Below are 13,843 nucleotides of genomic sequence, written 5' to 3' on the forward strand. Positions count from 1 at the left end.
CGCCGACTCGGCGTGGCCGCGGAGCGTCACTACAGTCGGGAACCATGGACGCCATCACCCACCCCCCGGCTCCCACCAACGAGCCGAACCTGACCTACGCGCCGGGCAGCCCCGAACGGGCCGCCCTGGTCGCGGAGATCGACGAGCTCGAGCGCCACCAGCACACGTTCGAGGCCCACATCGGCGGCCGTCGACGCAGCGGCGGCGGCCAGGAGATCCAGGTCGTGCAGCCGCACGACCACCAGCACGTGCTCGGCACCCTGCGCAGCGCGACCACCTCCGACGCCGAGGACGCGATCGCGGCGGCGCAGGCCGCCAGCCACGACTGGCGCACGCTGCCGTTCGACGAGCGCGCCGCCGTGCTGCTCAAGGCGGCCGACCTGCTGGCCGGGCCGTGGCGCCAGCGGCTCAACGCCGCGACCATGCTCGGGCAGTCGAAGACGGCGTTCCAGGCCGAGATCGACGCCGCCTGCGAGCTCATCGACTTCTGGCGCTTCAACGTCCACTACGCCCGTCAGGTCCTCGAGGACCAGCCGATCGCCAACAGCCCCGGCGTGTGGAACCGCACCGACCACCGCCCGCTCGAGGGCTTCGTCTACGCGATCACGCCGTTCAACTTCACCGCCATCGCCGGCAACCTGCCCACCGCGCCGGCGCTGATGGGCAACACCGTGATCTGGAAGCCCAGCCCCACCCAGCAGCTCGCGGCGTCGCTGACGATGGAGCTGCTCGAGGAGGCCGGGATGCCGCCCGGCGTCATCAACATGCTGCCCGGCGACGGCCTCGACGTCTCCCAGGTCGCGCTGGCCCACCCCGACCTCGCCGGGATCCACTTCACCGGCTCCACCCCGACGTTCCAGCACCTGTGGCGCACCGTCGGCGACCACATCACCAGCTACCGCGCCTATCCGCGGATCGTGGGCGAGACGGGCGGCAAGGACTTCATCGTCGCCCACCCCTCGGCCGACCCCGACGTGCTGCGGGTGGCGATGATCCGCGGGGCGTTCGAGTTCCAGGGCCAGAAGTGCTCCGCGGCCTCGCGCGCCTACGTGCCGCGCAGCCTCTGGACGACGATCAAGGACCAGCTGATCGCTGAGACCGAGGCCCTCTCGATGGGCGACGTCACCGACCTCTCCCACTTCCTCGGCGCCGTCATCGACGACCGGGCCTTCGCCAAGCACCGGACCGCGATCGAGCGCGCCCAGGCCACCGACGGCCTGGAGGTCGTCGCCGGCGGCCAGACCGACGACTCCGTCGGGTGGTTCGTGCGGCCCACGATCGTCGTCGGCGGCGACCCCACCGACGAGATGTTCACCACCGAGTACTTCGGCCCCATCCTCACCGTCCACGTCTACGACGACGCCGACTTCGAGAAGGTCGTGACGCAGATGGAGAACGTCGCGCCCTACGCCCTCACCGGGGCCGTCATCGCCCGCGACCGGCGCGTGATCGACTGGGCGAGCGAGACCCTGCGGTTCGCGGCCGGCAACTTCTACGTCAACGACAAGCCGACCGGCGCCGTCGTCGGGCAGCAGCCGTTCGGCGGCGGTCGCGCCTCGGGCACCAACGACAAGGCCGGGGCGGCGGTCAACCTGCTGCGCTGGACCTCGCCGCGCTCGATCAAGGAGACGTTCGTGGCGCCCACCGACCACCGCTACCCCTACCAGGGCTGAGGCTCGCGTCGCGATGATCCCGCTGCACCTCGGACCGGCCCACCCGATCGAGCAGGCTCTCACGGTCCTGCTGGCGTTCGGGCCGTTCGCGGTGCTCGGGATCGTCGTGCTCGTACGCCGTCGCGCCGACGCACGCGCGGACGCCGACGGGGCGGACGACGCCGGCCGGCCCGTCGGGGGCGAGCAGCCCGTCGAGGACGGTCAGCGCGAGAGGTAGGTGCGGCCGGCCTTCTGCTCGGCCTTGAGCGCCTTGAGGAGCAGGTCGCCGATGATGCCCTCGAGCTTGCCGGCCACGAGCGGGATCTTGACCTTGATCTTCATCTCCACCGACTCGATCGTGCGTCCGTCGACCTCGCGCAGGTCGGCGGTGCCGGTCATCTCGCCGGGCTTGCCGGGGATGGTGACGGTGATGTCGCCGTGATCGGCGCTGGTCCAGCGCTCCTCCTGGACGAGGTTGGTCTCGTCGCCGACGATCTTGGTGGCGATCGACGGCAGGCCCTTGGTGGGCTGCCACTGGTCGATCACGACGTGCTTCCCCTCGCCGTCGGGCTCGACGGTCACCTCGACCCTGGTGACGCCCTGCAGGGCGCAGACCTGCTTGCGGAACGCGGGGTCGCCGAGCATCGCGGCGACGTCAGCCAGCGGCGCGTCGTACTGCATCTCGTAGGTGATGGTCTTGGTCATCAGCGTTCCCCTGCCAGCCAGGCGGCGCCGACCGTGTGCTCGACGTCCATGCCGTTCTTGATGTTCTCGGCCATCACGGCCTCCAGCTTGCCGCCGATGATCGGGACCTTGACCTTGATCTCGAGCTCGACCGTCTCGGTGGTGCCGGTGCCCGCAGGCGCCAGCGCAATGCGTCCCCGGGCCGAGGTCGGCTTGCCGGGGGCGATGATCTCGAGGCTGCCGCCGGAGGCGTCGGCCCACTCCTCCACGAGCCTGACCTCGGTCGTGTCGCCGGCGATCTTCTTCGCGATCGCGGGCAGGCCGGCGGTGTCCTGCACCTGGTCGGTCTCCAGCGCGAAGCCGGACCCGGACGGCGTCAGCCGCACCTCGGCCGAGACCACCCCCTGGGCGGCGCAGACCTTCTCGCGGAAGGCGGGGTCGGCGAGCATCGCGAACACCTCGTCGGGCGGGGCGTCGTAGGCGAGCACGTGGCGGAACTCCATGCGGTCATCATGCCGGTCGGGGTGCGCGACGGGCCGCCGGGTGCGGTGGCGCGCACCTGGGTCGATCACGGCAGGCCGGTCGGCGTGGTTGGCTGGCGTCGTGACCACCACCGACCCCCAGGACGAGCGCTTCGTCTCCTTCGGTGAGCAGGGAGCCCAGCTGACCTACGGCAGCTACCTGCGGCTGCCGACGCTCCTCGACGCCCAGCACCTCGAGTCCGACCCGCCCGCGCACGACGAGCTGCTGTTCATCACCATCCACCAGGTCTACGAGCTGTGGTTCCAGCAGCTGATCCACGAGGTGACCGCGGCGCGGGACGCGATGAGTGGCGGCGAGCTGTGGTGGGCCCAGCACCTGCTGCAGCGCGTCCACGTGATCGAGCGGGTGCTGGTCCAGCAGGTCGACGTGCTCGAGACGATGACCCCGCAGGACTTCCTGCAGTTCCGCCAGCGGCTCGCCCCGGCCAGCGGCTTCCAGAGCGTGCAGTTCCGCGAGCTCGAGTTCCTCTCCGGCGCCAAGGACCCGACCTACCTCACGCGCTTCAAGGGCCTCACCGACGACGAGCAGGCGCGGCTGCGCAGCCGGCTGGAGGAGCCGACGCTGTGGGACGCGTTCCTCGACGTGCTGCGCGCCCACGGCCTCCCGGCAGGCGACGACGACGAGGTCGCCACGTCGGTGCGCACCACCGCCCACGACCGGTCGCGGTACGCCGCCGTGTGGGCGCTCGCCGAGGCGCTGCTCCAGCACGACGAGCACGCCGCGAGCTGGCGGGCGCGGCACGTCGTGATGGTCGAGCGGATGATCGGCAGCAAGTCCGGGACCGGCGGGTCCAGCGGGTCGGCGTACCTGCGCGGGCGGCTGCCGCTGCAGTACTACCCGGTGCTCTGGGACGTCCGCAGCCGGCTGTGACCCGAGCTGTGACCCCAGCGTTGACCCGAGCGTTGACCCGATGACCACCGTGCTGATGACCTGGAACCCCGGCCCGCACGACGACGTCATCTACGACCGGGCGGGGTGGGTCGAGACGATGGTGCGCCCCTGGCTCGCCGGACGCCTCGGCGAGCTCGAGGGGACCTGGAGCGTCGCGCGGCACAAGCACGGGATCGGTCCCGGCACCACGGCGCTGCTCTACCGGCAGGGCGCGCACGGCCGCGGCCTGGTCGCCCGCGGCACCGTCACCTCCGAGGTGCTGCGCGGCGAGCACACGATCGACCCCCGGCGGCTGACCGGCTACGTCACGGTGACCTGGCGCGAGGCGGTGCCCGTGGAGGAGCGCCTCGACCTCGCCGACCTCGAGCAGGCGGCGCCCGGCTTCGGGTGGCGCCACGTCTACTCCTCGGGCCGGTCGCTGCCCCCGGACGTCGAGGCGGACGTCGTCCGGGAGTGGGAGGCGCACGTGCGGGACGACGCGGTGCTCCGGGCCGTGCGGGACCGGGTCGCGCAGCGCCGGTAGCCACGAGCCGCCCGCGGGGGTTGTTGTGGGCGGGGTGGGCGCGCCATAACGTGAGGGCCGTGTCAACGACGACGCACGAACCCGACAAGGCCGAGCTCCTCGCGAAGGCCGTCACGCTGGCGAAGCAGGGGAAGGGGAGCGGCGGGCCACCGCACGACGCGGTCGACGACCTGCTGCGTGCCTACTTCCGCCACGTCGCGCCGGAGGACCTGCTCGACCGGTCCGACGCCGACGTCTTCGGGATGCTCGCCGCCCACCACAAGCTGGCCACGCAGCGCCCGCAGGGGACCGCGCAGGTGCGGGTGCTCACCCCCACCCCGGCCGAGCACGGGTGGAGCGCCGCGGGGCACACCGTGGTCGAGGTGGTCGTCGACGACATGCCGTTCCTCGTCGACAGCCTGACCATGGAGCTGAGCCGGCAGCTGCGCGACGTGCACCTGGTCGTGCACCCCAGCTTCGACGTCGTCCGCGACATCACCGGTGCCCTGCAGACGGTCGTCCCGGTGGCCGACGGGGCGTCCCCGCCCGAGGGCGGGGCCGTGCGCGAGTCGTGGATGCACGTCGAGGTCGACCGGCTGCGCGAGGGCGACGACCCCGCCGCCATCGTCGACGACGTCCAGCGCGTGCTCAACGACGTGCGCGAGGCCGTCGAGGACTGGTCGAAGATGACCGCCCGCGTCCACGAGATCGTGCAGGGACTCGCCGACGAGCCGCCGCCGCTCGACCCCGGTGAGCTGCGCCAGTCCGGCGAGCTGCTGACCTGGCTGGCCGAGGGCCACTTCACCTTCCTCGGCTACCGCGAGTACTCGCTGGAGCGGGCCCAGGTCGACGGCGTCGAGGACGACGTCCTGCGTGCCGTCCCCGGCACCGGCCTCGGCATCCTGCGCTTCGACCAGCAGATGTCGGAGTCGTTCGGCCGGCTGCCCGACCCGGTCAAGGCCAAGGCCCGCGAGAAGACCCTGCTGGTGCTGGCCAAGGCCAACTCCCGCGCCACGGTGCACCGTCCCGCCTACCTCGACTACGTCGGCGTCAAGACGTTCGGCGCCGACGGCGAGGTCACCGGCGAGCGCCGCTTCCTCGGGCTGTTCTCCAGCGCCGCCTACACCGAGTCGCTGCTGCGCATCCCGCTGGTCCGCGAGAAGGTCCAGACGGTGCTGCAGCGCAGCGGGTTCGACCCGCAGAGCCACGCCGGCAAGGCGCTGCTCGACACCCTCGAGACCTACCCCCGCGACGACCTGTTCCACACCCCGGTCGAGGAGCTCGGCCCCCTGGCCGAGGCCGCGATGCAGGCCCGCGAGCGCCGGACGCTGCGGATGTTCATCCGCAAGGACACCTACGGGCGCTACGTCTCGGTGCTCGTCTACCTGCCCCGCGACCGCTACAACACCGGCGTGCGCGAGAAGTTCGCGCACATCCTCAAGGAGCAGCTGGGCGCCGACAGCGTCGAGTTCAACGTCCGGATCAACGAGTCCACGACCGCGCGGGTCCACTTCGTCGTCCACCAGCCCGCCGGCGAGTCGATCCCCGACATCGACACCGCCGACCTCGAGCGCCGGCTCGCCGAGGCCTCGCGCTCGTGGCGCGACGACTTCACCTCCGCCGTCATCACCGAGTACGGCGAGGAGGTGGGCGCCATCCTCGGGCGCCGTTACGAGGACTCCTTCCCCGAGGCCTACAAGGAGGACTTCGCGCCGCGCTCGGCGTCGGTCGACCTCGGCCGGCTCGAGGGCATCGTCGGCGACGAGGGGCTCGACCACTCGCTCTACCAGGACATCGACGCCGGCGACGGTGAGGCCCGGCTCAAGCTCTACCGGATCGGCCCGCCGCTCTCCCTGAGCCAGGTGCTGCCGATGCTGAGCTCGATGGGCGTCGAGGTCGTCGACGAGCGGCCCTACACCCTCACCGGCCTCGAGCGCCGCTCGCACATCTACGAGTTCGGCCTGCGCTACCCCGGCCGGCTGCCCGACCAGTCGCGCGAGCTCTTCCAGGACGCCATCCGCGCCGTGTGGGGCGGGCTCACCGAGATCGACGGCTTCAACACCCTGATCCTGCGAGCCCGGCTCACCTGGCGCCAGGCGACGGTGCTGCGGGCCTACGCCAAGTACATGAAGCAGGGCGGGACGCCGTTCGCGCTCGACTCCATCGAGGAGGCCCTGGCCGGCAACGTCGCGATCACCCGGATGGTGGTCGAGCTGTTCGAGGCCCGCTTCGACCCCGACCGCACCGACGCCGGCAGCGACCGGTCCGAGGCGGTGGCCGCGGTCGAGAAGCGGATCCTCTCGGCGCTCGACGACGTGGTCAGCCTCGACCACGACCGCATCCTGCGCTCCTACCTCACCCACGTGAAGGCGACGCTGCGCACCAACTACTTCCAGGAGACCAAGGACGGGCTCCCGCACGCCTACATCGCGCTCAAGATGGAGCCGTCGGCGATCCCCGACCTGCCCGAGCCGCGGCCGGCGTACGAGATCTTCGTCCACTCCCCGCGGGTCGAGGGCGTGCACCTGCGGTTCGGCGCGGTGGCCCGCGGCGGTCTGCGCTGGAGCGACCGGCGCGACGACTTCCGCACCGAGGTGCTCGGCCTGGTCAAGGCGCAGATGGTCAAGAACACCGTGATCGTGCCGGTAGGCGCGAAGGGCGGCTTCTTCGCCAAGAACCTGCCCGACCCCGGCGTCGACCGCGACGCGTGGCTGGCCGAGGGCATCGCCTGCTACAAGACCTTCATCTCCGGCCTCCTCGACGTTACCGACAACCTCGTCGAGGGCGAGACGGTGCCGCCCGAGCGCGTCGTGCGCCACGACGGGGACGACTCCTACCTCGTGGTCGCCGCCGACAAGGGCACCGCGACGTTCTCCGACATCGCCAACGGCGTCGCCAAGGCCTACGGCTTCTGGCTCGGCGACGCCTTCGCCAGCGGCGGCTCGGTCGGCTACGACCACAAGGCGATGGGGATCACCGCCCGCGGTGCCTGGGTCTCGGTGCAGCGGCACTTCCGCGAGATGGGCGTCGACTGCCAGCGGCAGGAGTTCACCTGCGTCGGCATCGGCGACATGTCCGGCGACGTGTTCGGCAACGGGATGCTCTGCTCGCCGCACACCCGGCTGGTGGCGGCCTTCGACCACCGCGACATCTTCCTCGACCCCGAGCCCGACGCGGCCACCTCCTTCGCCGAGCGCGAGCGGCTGTTCGCGCTGCCCCGCTCGAGCTGGCAGGACTACGACACCTCGCTGGTCTCCGAGGGCGGCGGGGTGTTCCCCCGCTCGGCGAAGTCGATCATCCTGACGCCCCAGGTCCGCGCAGCGCTGGGGATCGAGGGCGACGTCGCCTCGATGACGCCCGCCGAGCTGATGCGCGCCATCCTGCTGGCGCCGGTCGACCTGCTCTGGAATGGCGGCATCGGCACCTACGTCAAGGCCGAGGTCGAGTCCCACGCCCAGGCCGGCGACAAGGCCAACGACGTGATCCGGGTCGACGGGGGCCAGCTGCGGGCGCGCTGCATCGGCGAGGGCGGCAACCTGGGCATGACCCAGCTCGGTCGCATCGAGTACGCCCGCGGCGGTGGCCGGGTCAACACCGACTTCATCGACAACTCCGCCGGCGTCGACACCTCCGACCACGAGGTCAACATCAAGATCCTGCTCGACCGGGTCGTCGCCGACGGCGACCTCACCGAGAAGCAGCGCAACCAGGTGCTGGCCGAGATGACCGACGAGGTCGCCGCGCTCGTGCTGCGCGACAACTACGAGCAGAACCTCGCGCTCGCCAACGCCGAGGCCAACGCCGCGCCGCTGCTCCACGTGCACGAGACGTGGATGCGGAAGCTCCAGTCCGACGGCGTGCTCAACCGCGAGCTCGAGGACCTGCCCACCAGCCGCGAGGTCGCCCGGCGGATCGAGCGCGGCCAGGGGCTGACCACGCCCGAGCTGTCGGTGCTGATGGCGTGGACCAAGATCGTGCTGGCCACCGAGCTGATCGCCTCCGACCTGCCCGACGACCCCTACCTCGACCTCGACCTGCGCGGCTACTTCCCGACCCAGGTCCGCGAGGGCTTCCCCGACCGGATCAGCGAGCACCCGCTGCGCCGAGAGATCATCGTGACCCAGGTGGTCAACGACCTCGTCAACGGTGCCGGGATGACCTACTGGCCGCGGCTGGCGGGGGAGACCGGTGCGACTGCCGCCGAGCTGACCCGCGCCAACTTCGTGGCCCGCGAGATCTTCGGCTCGCTGCCGCTGCGCGAGGAGGTGGCGACGTACGACAACCGGCTGCCGGCCCTGGTGCAGACCCAGATGCGGGTCGAGATGCGCACCCTGGTCGAGCGCGGCTCGCGCTGGTTGGTGACCAACCGCCGGCCGCCGCTCGACAGCAGCGGGGAGGTGGAGCGGTTCGCCGAGCCGGTGCAGCGGGCGATGGCCGCGCTGCCCGACCTGATGCTCGGCACCGAGCTGCAGGCCTACGACGCGCGGCGCACCCGCCTGGTCGGGGACGGCGTGCCGGAGGACCTCGCGGCGCGGGTGGCGGTCCTGCCGACGTCGTACATGCTGCTCAACGTCGTCGAGATCGCCGCCCGGGAGGAGCTGGAGATCGCCGACGTCTGCCGAGTGTGGTTCGCGCTCGGGGAGCGACTGGGGTTGTCGGGGCTGGCCCAGCAGATCCTCACCCTGCCGCGCGCCGACCGGTGGCAGACGATGGCGCGGGCCGCGCTGCGCGACGACCTGCACGCGGTGCACGCGCAGCTCACCTCGCAGGTGCTCGCCACCACCTCGGCCGACGACCCGGCGACCGACCGGATCGCGGCCTGGGAGGCCGGCGACGCCGTCATCGTCACCCGCGCCGCCGACACGCTGCGCCAGCTGTGCGCCGACGGCAACGCCGACCTGGCCCGGATGTCGGTCGGGCTGCGCGTCGTGCGCGGCCTGCTCACCTGACCGCCCGGGCACGGCGTCCCCGGACGCACGCCGGCCCCGGCCCCCTGTGCGGGGGCCGGGGCCGGGTGGAGCGTCGACGAGAACCACCGCCGAGGCTCCCGGGACGCTGTCCGGGTGCCGAGAAGGCCGGTGTGTCGAGGTGGGACCGTCAGCTCGGGTCGACGCAGATCACGTAGACGGTGAGGTCCTGGTTGTTCACGCTGTCGTGCTGGCCGCCGGCCTTCCACGTGGTGGCGACGTCGTCCGGGCCCTCGAGGTCGGAGAAGAACTCGCCGAACGCCTTGCCCGGGTAGCTGTCCTGGAGGACGGCTCCCTGCTCGACGGCGCCGCTCTCCCACATGCCGCCGCCACCGACGGCCACCTTGCCCTCGGGGCAGTGCGCCGAGGTGTACTCGGCCGAGTTCGGGTTGACCTCGACCTTCGCGCTCACGACCTGGTAACCCGGGAGCGACGGCGCGTTCAGCTTGCCCTGCACGCCCTTCCCGAGCTCGTTCTGGCCGAGCGAGCCGTTCTTGACGTCCTTGCCGGTGAGGCTCTGGTTCTTCACGTCGGCGGAGGCGACGGTGTTGTTCTTGATGTCCTTGCCGGTGATCATCTTGGCGGCGACGGCGGAGCCGGCCGTGGCCGAGCAGATGACGGCGGCGGACAGGACGGCGGCGGGGACGATGCGAGCGGCGGTGCGGTTCATGGTGATCTCCTGGTGTGTGCGGGCCGCCGGCGGTGACGGCCCTGGTGAGGAGGACTCTGGTCCGCGGGGCACCCCCCGGGCATGAGGGATCGACCCCCAAGTCGGCCCCACCCCCAGGAATGAGGGATCGCCGGTCTGAGGGGGGTGGCCCGGGTCTGAGGTGCCTCAGGCGTTCGTCGGACGTCGGTGGCGCCACCTAGGCTCGTTGACGATGGCAACTGATCTCGGACGCGCGCTCGGACCCGATCCCGACACCCCGCCCGCGGCGGGGGTGGCGTCGATCTGGCGCATCCGCGGCTACCTGCGCCCCCACCTCGCGGCGGTCGTGACGATGCTGCTCACCTCGCTGGCCGTCGTGGGCACCTCGATCACGATCCCGCTGGTCACCAAGGCCGTCATCGACGGCCCGATCGCCGACGGCGAGCTGGCGCCGGTCCTGCCGCTGGGGCTGCTCGCGCTGTCCGTGGGCGTGGTCGAGGCGGTGCTGATCTGGCTGCGCCGGTGGGTGCAGAGCACGGCGGTGCTGGCGATGGAGACCTCCATGCGCCACGACCTCTACCGCAAGCTCCAGTCGCTGCCGATGTCCTTCCACAGCCGCTGGCCGGCCGGGCAGCTGCTCTCGCGCGCCGTCCAGGACCTCAGCTCGATCCGCCGCTTCCTGGGCTTCGGGCTGATCTTCCTCGTCGTCAACATCGTGCAGGTCGTCACGGTCTGCGTCGTGCTCCTCTTCATGTACTGGCCGCTCGGGCTGCTCGTCGCGGCGACCGCCGTGCCGATCGTGTGGCTGTGCATGCGGTTCGAGCGGCGCTACGTCCTGATGTCGCGCGCCGTGCAGGACCAGCAGGGCGACCTCGCGACCCTGGCCGAGGAGGGCGCCGTCGGGATCCGGGTGGTCAAGGCGTTCGGCCGCAGCGAGCACGTCGCTTCCCAGTACGAGGCCGGCGCCCGCGAGCTGCACGCGCGGAGCATGGACAAGGTGCGGCTGTCGTCGCGGTTCTGGACCTTCCTGGAGGTGATCCCCAACCTCGCGGTCTGCCTGGTGCTGCTGCTCGGGGCGGTCGGGGTCGGGCAGGGCGAGCTGACCCCCGGCGAGCTGGTGGCGTTCCTGACCCTGCTGCTGTCGCTGGTGTGGCCGGTCTCCTCGCTCGGCGTGATCCTGGCGATGGCGCAGGAGGCGATGAGCGCCGCGGCCCGCATCCTGGAGGTCCTCGACACCGAGCCCGCGATCGTCGGCGGCACCCGCACCATCGTCGAGCCGCGCGGCCACCTGCGGCTCGAGCACGTCGACTTCGCCTTCCCCGACGCCCTCGACGAGCCCGTGCTGCGCGACGTCGTCCTCGACGTCCGGCCGGGCGAGACCGTCGCGCTCGTCGGGGCCACCGGGTCGGGCAAGACCGCGCTCACCTCGCTGGTGCCGCGCCTGCACGACGTGACCGGCGGCCGGGTGACCCTCGACGGCGTCGACGTGCGTGAGCTCGACCTCGTCCACCTGCGGTCCCTGGTCGCGACGGCGTTCGAGGAGCCCACGCTGTTCTCGATGAGCGCGCGGGAGAACCTCACCCTCGGCCGCTCCGACGCCAGCGACGCCGACGTCGAGGAGGCGCTCGACGTCGCCCAGGCCGGCTTCGTCCGCGACCTCCCCTGGGGCCTCGACACCCGCATCGGCGAGCAGGGCATGTCGCTCTCGGGCGGCCAGCGGCAACGGCTCGCCCTCGCCCGCGCCGTCCTGGCGCGGCCCCGGGTGCTGGTGCTCGACGACACCCTGTCGGCGCTCGACGTCCACACCGAGAAGCTCGTCGAGGACGCCCTGCGCAGCGTCCTGGCCGACACCACCGGGCTCGTGGTCGCCCACCGCGCCTCCACCGTGCTGCTGGCCGACCGGGTCGCGTTGCTGCAGGACGGCACGATCACCCACGTCGGCGACCACCGCGACCTGCTCGCGACCGTCCCCGCCTACCGCGAGCTGCTCTCGGCCGACGCCGAGCTGCACGAGGCGGTGACCACGTGAGCACCACGAGCACCTCCAGCCGACACGCCGACGGCCGCTCCTGGCGCGGCATCGCCAAGGCCGACCTCGAGCTCACCGACGAGATCCACGGCGCCGACCGAGTGCGCTTCACCGGCGGCTCCGGCCAGCTCCTCCGCGAGCTGCTGCGCCCCTACCGGGCCGCGATCTGGGTGCTGGTGGCGGTCGTGGTGGTCGAGAACGCCGCCCGCCTGGCCATCCCCTACCTGGTCGCGGTGGGCATCGACTCCGGCATCCCGCCGATCCGCGAGCGTGACGACCTCGGTCCGCTGCTCGAGGTCGTCGGCCTGGTCCTGCTGGCCACCGTCGTCCAGGCCATCACCCGGCAGGTCTTCCTGCTCCGGTCGGGCCGGATCGGCCAGGACCTGCTGTTCCAGCTGCGCCGTCGGGTCTTCCGGCACTTCCAGCGGCTCAGCCCGGCGTTCCACGACGACTACACCTCCGGCCGGGTCATCTCCCGGCAGACCTCCGACATCGACGCGATCTACGAGATGCTCGAGACGGGGTTCGACGGCCTGGTCACGGCGTTCCTGACCCTGGTCGGCACCGCGGTGATCCTGATGTTCCTCGACGTCAAGCTGGGTCTCGTCGCGCTGCTCTGCGGACCGTTCCTGTTCTGGGTCACGACGTGGTTCCGGCGCGAGTCGGCCCGGGCCTACCGGGTCTCGCGGGAGAAGATCGCGCTGCTGATCGTCCACTTCGTGGAGTCGATGAGCGGCATCCGCGCGGTGCAGGCCTTCCGCCGCGAGGGCCGTGACCTCGAGATCTTCGACGAGCTCAACGACGACAACCGGCGGGCCAACCTGGTCGCGTTCCGGCTGGTGGCTTGGTTCATGCCCGGCGTACGGCTGATCGGCAACGTGACCATCGCGGTCGTGCTCGTCTACGGCGCCTACCTGGCCCACGAGCGCGAGATCACCGTCGGCGTGCTGGCGGCGTTCCTGCTCTACCTGCGGCGGTTCTTCGAGCCGATGATGGAGATCTCGCAGTTCCTCAACACCTTCCAGTCGGCCACGGCGGCCCTCGACAAGCTGGCCGACGTGCTCCGCGAGGAGCCGACGGTGCCCGAGCCCGACGAGCCGCGGCCCCTCGCCGACACCGGGGTGGGTGGCGCCGCCCTCACCTTCGACCACGTCCGCTTCGGCTACCTCGACGACCGTGCCGTGCTCCCCGGCCTCGACCTGACGATCCCGGCGGGGCAGACCGTGGCCCTCGTCGGCACCACCGGCGCCGGCAAGACGACCCTGGCCAAGCTCGCGACCCGCTTCTACGACCCGAGCGCCGGACGCGTGCTGCTCGACGGCGTCGACCTGCGCGACCTGTCGTCCGACGACCTGCGCTCGTCGGTCGTGATGGTCACCCAGGAGAACTACCTGTTCACCGGCTCGGTCGCCGACAACATCCGGTTCGGCCGACCCGGCGCGAGCCAGGCCGAGGTCGAGGACGCCGCCCGCGCGCTCGGGGCGCACGACCTGGTGATGGCGCTGCCCCGGGGCTACGACACCCAGGTCGCCAACCGCGGTGGGCGGCTCAGCGCCGGCCAGCGACAGCTGGTCGCCTTCGCGCGCGCCTTCCTGGCCGACCCGGCGGTGCTGATCCTCGACGAGGCGACCTCGTCGCTCGACGTCCCGTCCGAGCGGCTGGTCCAGCAGGCGCTGCGCCGGGTATTGGCCGGTCGCACGGCGGTGATCATCGCCCACCGCCTCTCCACCGTCGAGATCGCCGACCGGGTCCTGGTGCTGGCCCACGGCGAGGTCGTCGAGGACGGCGCACCGGCCGACCTGGTCGCCGGCGGCGACGGCCACTTCTCCGACCTCCACCGCGCCTGGCTCGACTCCCTGGCCTAGCAACGTGCCCCGGGCAGGGGCGCCGCGGACGGCGTCGACCGACGCTGGTCGAGGAGGTCGG

The 13,843-nt window shown here is 71.9% G+C and carries 10 protein-coding genes; 7 read left to right on the forward strand and 3 right to left on the reverse strand.

Annotated elements, in window-relative coordinates:
* The first annotated feature begins 44 nt into the window (after positions 1-44).
* Both pruA and AC4MBH_RS09590 read left to right on the forward strand, forming a co-directional pair.
* Entirely contained in the window at positions 45-1,673 is a 1,629-nt protein-coding gene (pruA, locus tag AC4MBH_RS09585) for an L-glutamate gamma-semialdehyde dehydrogenase (RefSeq protein ID WP_491794624.1), read from the forward strand.
* 13 nt (positions 1,674-1,686) lie between these two features.
* Positions 1,687-1,890 (forward strand): hypothetical protein, encoded by a 204-nt coding sequence (locus tag AC4MBH_RS09590; protein ID WP_491794625.1) that lies wholly within the window; start codon positions 1,687-1,689, stop codon positions 1,888-1,890.
* Here AC4MBH_RS09590 and AC4MBH_RS09595 read toward each other — a convergent pair.
* Together AC4MBH_RS09595 and AC4MBH_RS09600 are read right to left on the reverse strand one after the other, a co-directional pair.
* The gene (locus AC4MBH_RS09595) at positions 1,875-2,357 is read right to left on the reverse strand and encodes a DUF2505 domain-containing protein (RefSeq protein ID WP_491794626.1); all 483 of its coding nucleotides are present in this window, start codon (positions 2,355-2,357) and stop codon (positions 1,875-1,877) included. The genes AC4MBH_RS09590 and AC4MBH_RS09595 overlap by 16 nt on opposite strands.
* Positions 2,357-2,839, reverse strand: a complete 483-nt coding sequence (locus AC4MBH_RS09600) for a DUF2505 domain-containing protein (protein ID WP_491794627.1) — start codon at positions 2,837-2,839, stop codon at positions 2,357-2,359. The genes AC4MBH_RS09595 and AC4MBH_RS09600 overlap by 1 nt, the downstream gene beginning before the upstream one ends.
* A gap of 100 nt (positions 2,840-2,939) precedes the next feature.
* Here AC4MBH_RS09600 and AC4MBH_RS09605 point away from each other — a divergent pair, with 100 nt between their 5' ends.
* The 3 genes from AC4MBH_RS09605 to AC4MBH_RS09615 are packed head-to-tail and all read left to right on the forward strand — an operon-like array spanning position 2,940 to position 9,221.
* Positions 2,940-3,749: a tryptophan 2,3-dioxygenase family protein gene (locus AC4MBH_RS09605; protein WP_491794628.1), complete on the forward strand. Its 810-nt coding sequence runs from the start codon at positions 2,940-2,942 to the stop codon at positions 3,747-3,749.
* 40 nt (positions 3,750-3,789) lie between these two features.
* Complete coding sequence (locus AC4MBH_RS09610; protein WP_491794629.1) at positions 3,790-4,293, forward strand: hypothetical protein; 504 nt, start codon at positions 3,790-3,792, stop codon at positions 4,291-4,293.
* A gap of 59 nt (positions 4,294-4,352) precedes the next feature.
* Positions 4,353-9,221 carry an NAD-glutamate dehydrogenase gene (locus AC4MBH_RS09615; protein ID WP_491794630.1) on the forward strand — a complete coding sequence of 1,623 codons (4,869 nt, stop codon included), beginning with the start codon at positions 4,353-4,355 and terminating at the stop codon, positions 9,219-9,221.
* 148 nt (positions 9,222-9,369) lie between these two features.
* Here AC4MBH_RS09615 and AC4MBH_RS09620 read toward each other — a convergent pair whose 3' ends face one another.
* On the reverse strand, positions 9,370-9,909 hold the full coding sequence (locus tag AC4MBH_RS09620; RefSeq protein WP_491794631.1) for a hypothetical protein: 540 nt from the start codon (positions 9,907-9,909) through the stop codon (positions 9,370-9,372).
* 211 nt (positions 9,910-10,120) lie between these two features.
* On the opposite strand from AC4MBH_RS09620, the gene AC4MBH_RS09625 reads away from it, so the two are divergent.
* Both AC4MBH_RS09625 and AC4MBH_RS09630 read left to right on the forward strand, forming a co-directional pair.
* Complete coding sequence (locus tag AC4MBH_RS09625; RefSeq protein WP_491794632.1) at positions 10,121-11,917, forward strand: ABC transporter ATP-binding protein; 1,797 nt, start codon at positions 10,121-10,123, stop codon at positions 11,915-11,917.
* Positions 11,914-13,782 (forward strand): ABC transporter ATP-binding protein, encoded by a 1,869-nt coding sequence (locus AC4MBH_RS09630; protein WP_491794633.1) that lies wholly within the window; start codon positions 11,914-11,916, stop codon positions 13,780-13,782. Before AC4MBH_RS09625 ends, AC4MBH_RS09630 begins: the two co-directional genes overlap by 4 nt.
* Positions 13,783-13,843: the final 61 nt, after the last annotated feature.

It is taken from the genome of Nocardioides sp. WJ219 (assembly GCF_058559815.1).

Excerpts from the sequence above, each read along its gene's own strand:
- pruA (WP_491794624.1), top strand. The coding sequence starts at position 45 with ATGGACGCCATCACCCACCCCCCGGCTCCCACCAACGAGCCGAACCTG.
- AC4MBH_RS09590 (WP_491794625.1), top strand. The coding sequence starts at position 1,687 with ATGATCCCGCTGCACCTCGGACCGGCCCACCCGATCGAGCAGGCTCTC.
- AC4MBH_RS09595 (WP_491794626.1), bottom strand. The coding sequence starts at position 2,357 with ATGACCAAGACCATCACCTACGAGATGCAGTACGACGCGCCGCTGGCT.
- AC4MBH_RS09600 (WP_491794627.1), bottom strand. The coding sequence starts at position 2,839 with ATGGAGTTCCGCCACGTGCTCGCCTACGACGCCCCGCCCGACGAGGTG.
- AC4MBH_RS09610 (WP_491794629.1), top strand. The coding sequence starts at position 3,790 with ATGACCACCGTGCTGATGACCTGGAACCCCGGCCCGCACGACGACGTC.
- AC4MBH_RS09620 (WP_491794631.1), bottom strand. The coding sequence starts at position 9,909 with ATGAACCGCACCGCCGCTCGCATCGTCCCCGCCGCCGTCCTGTCCGCC.
- AC4MBH_RS09625 (WP_491794632.1), top strand. The coding sequence starts at position 10,121 with ATGGCAACTGATCTCGGACGCGCGCTCGGACCCGATCCCGACACCCCG.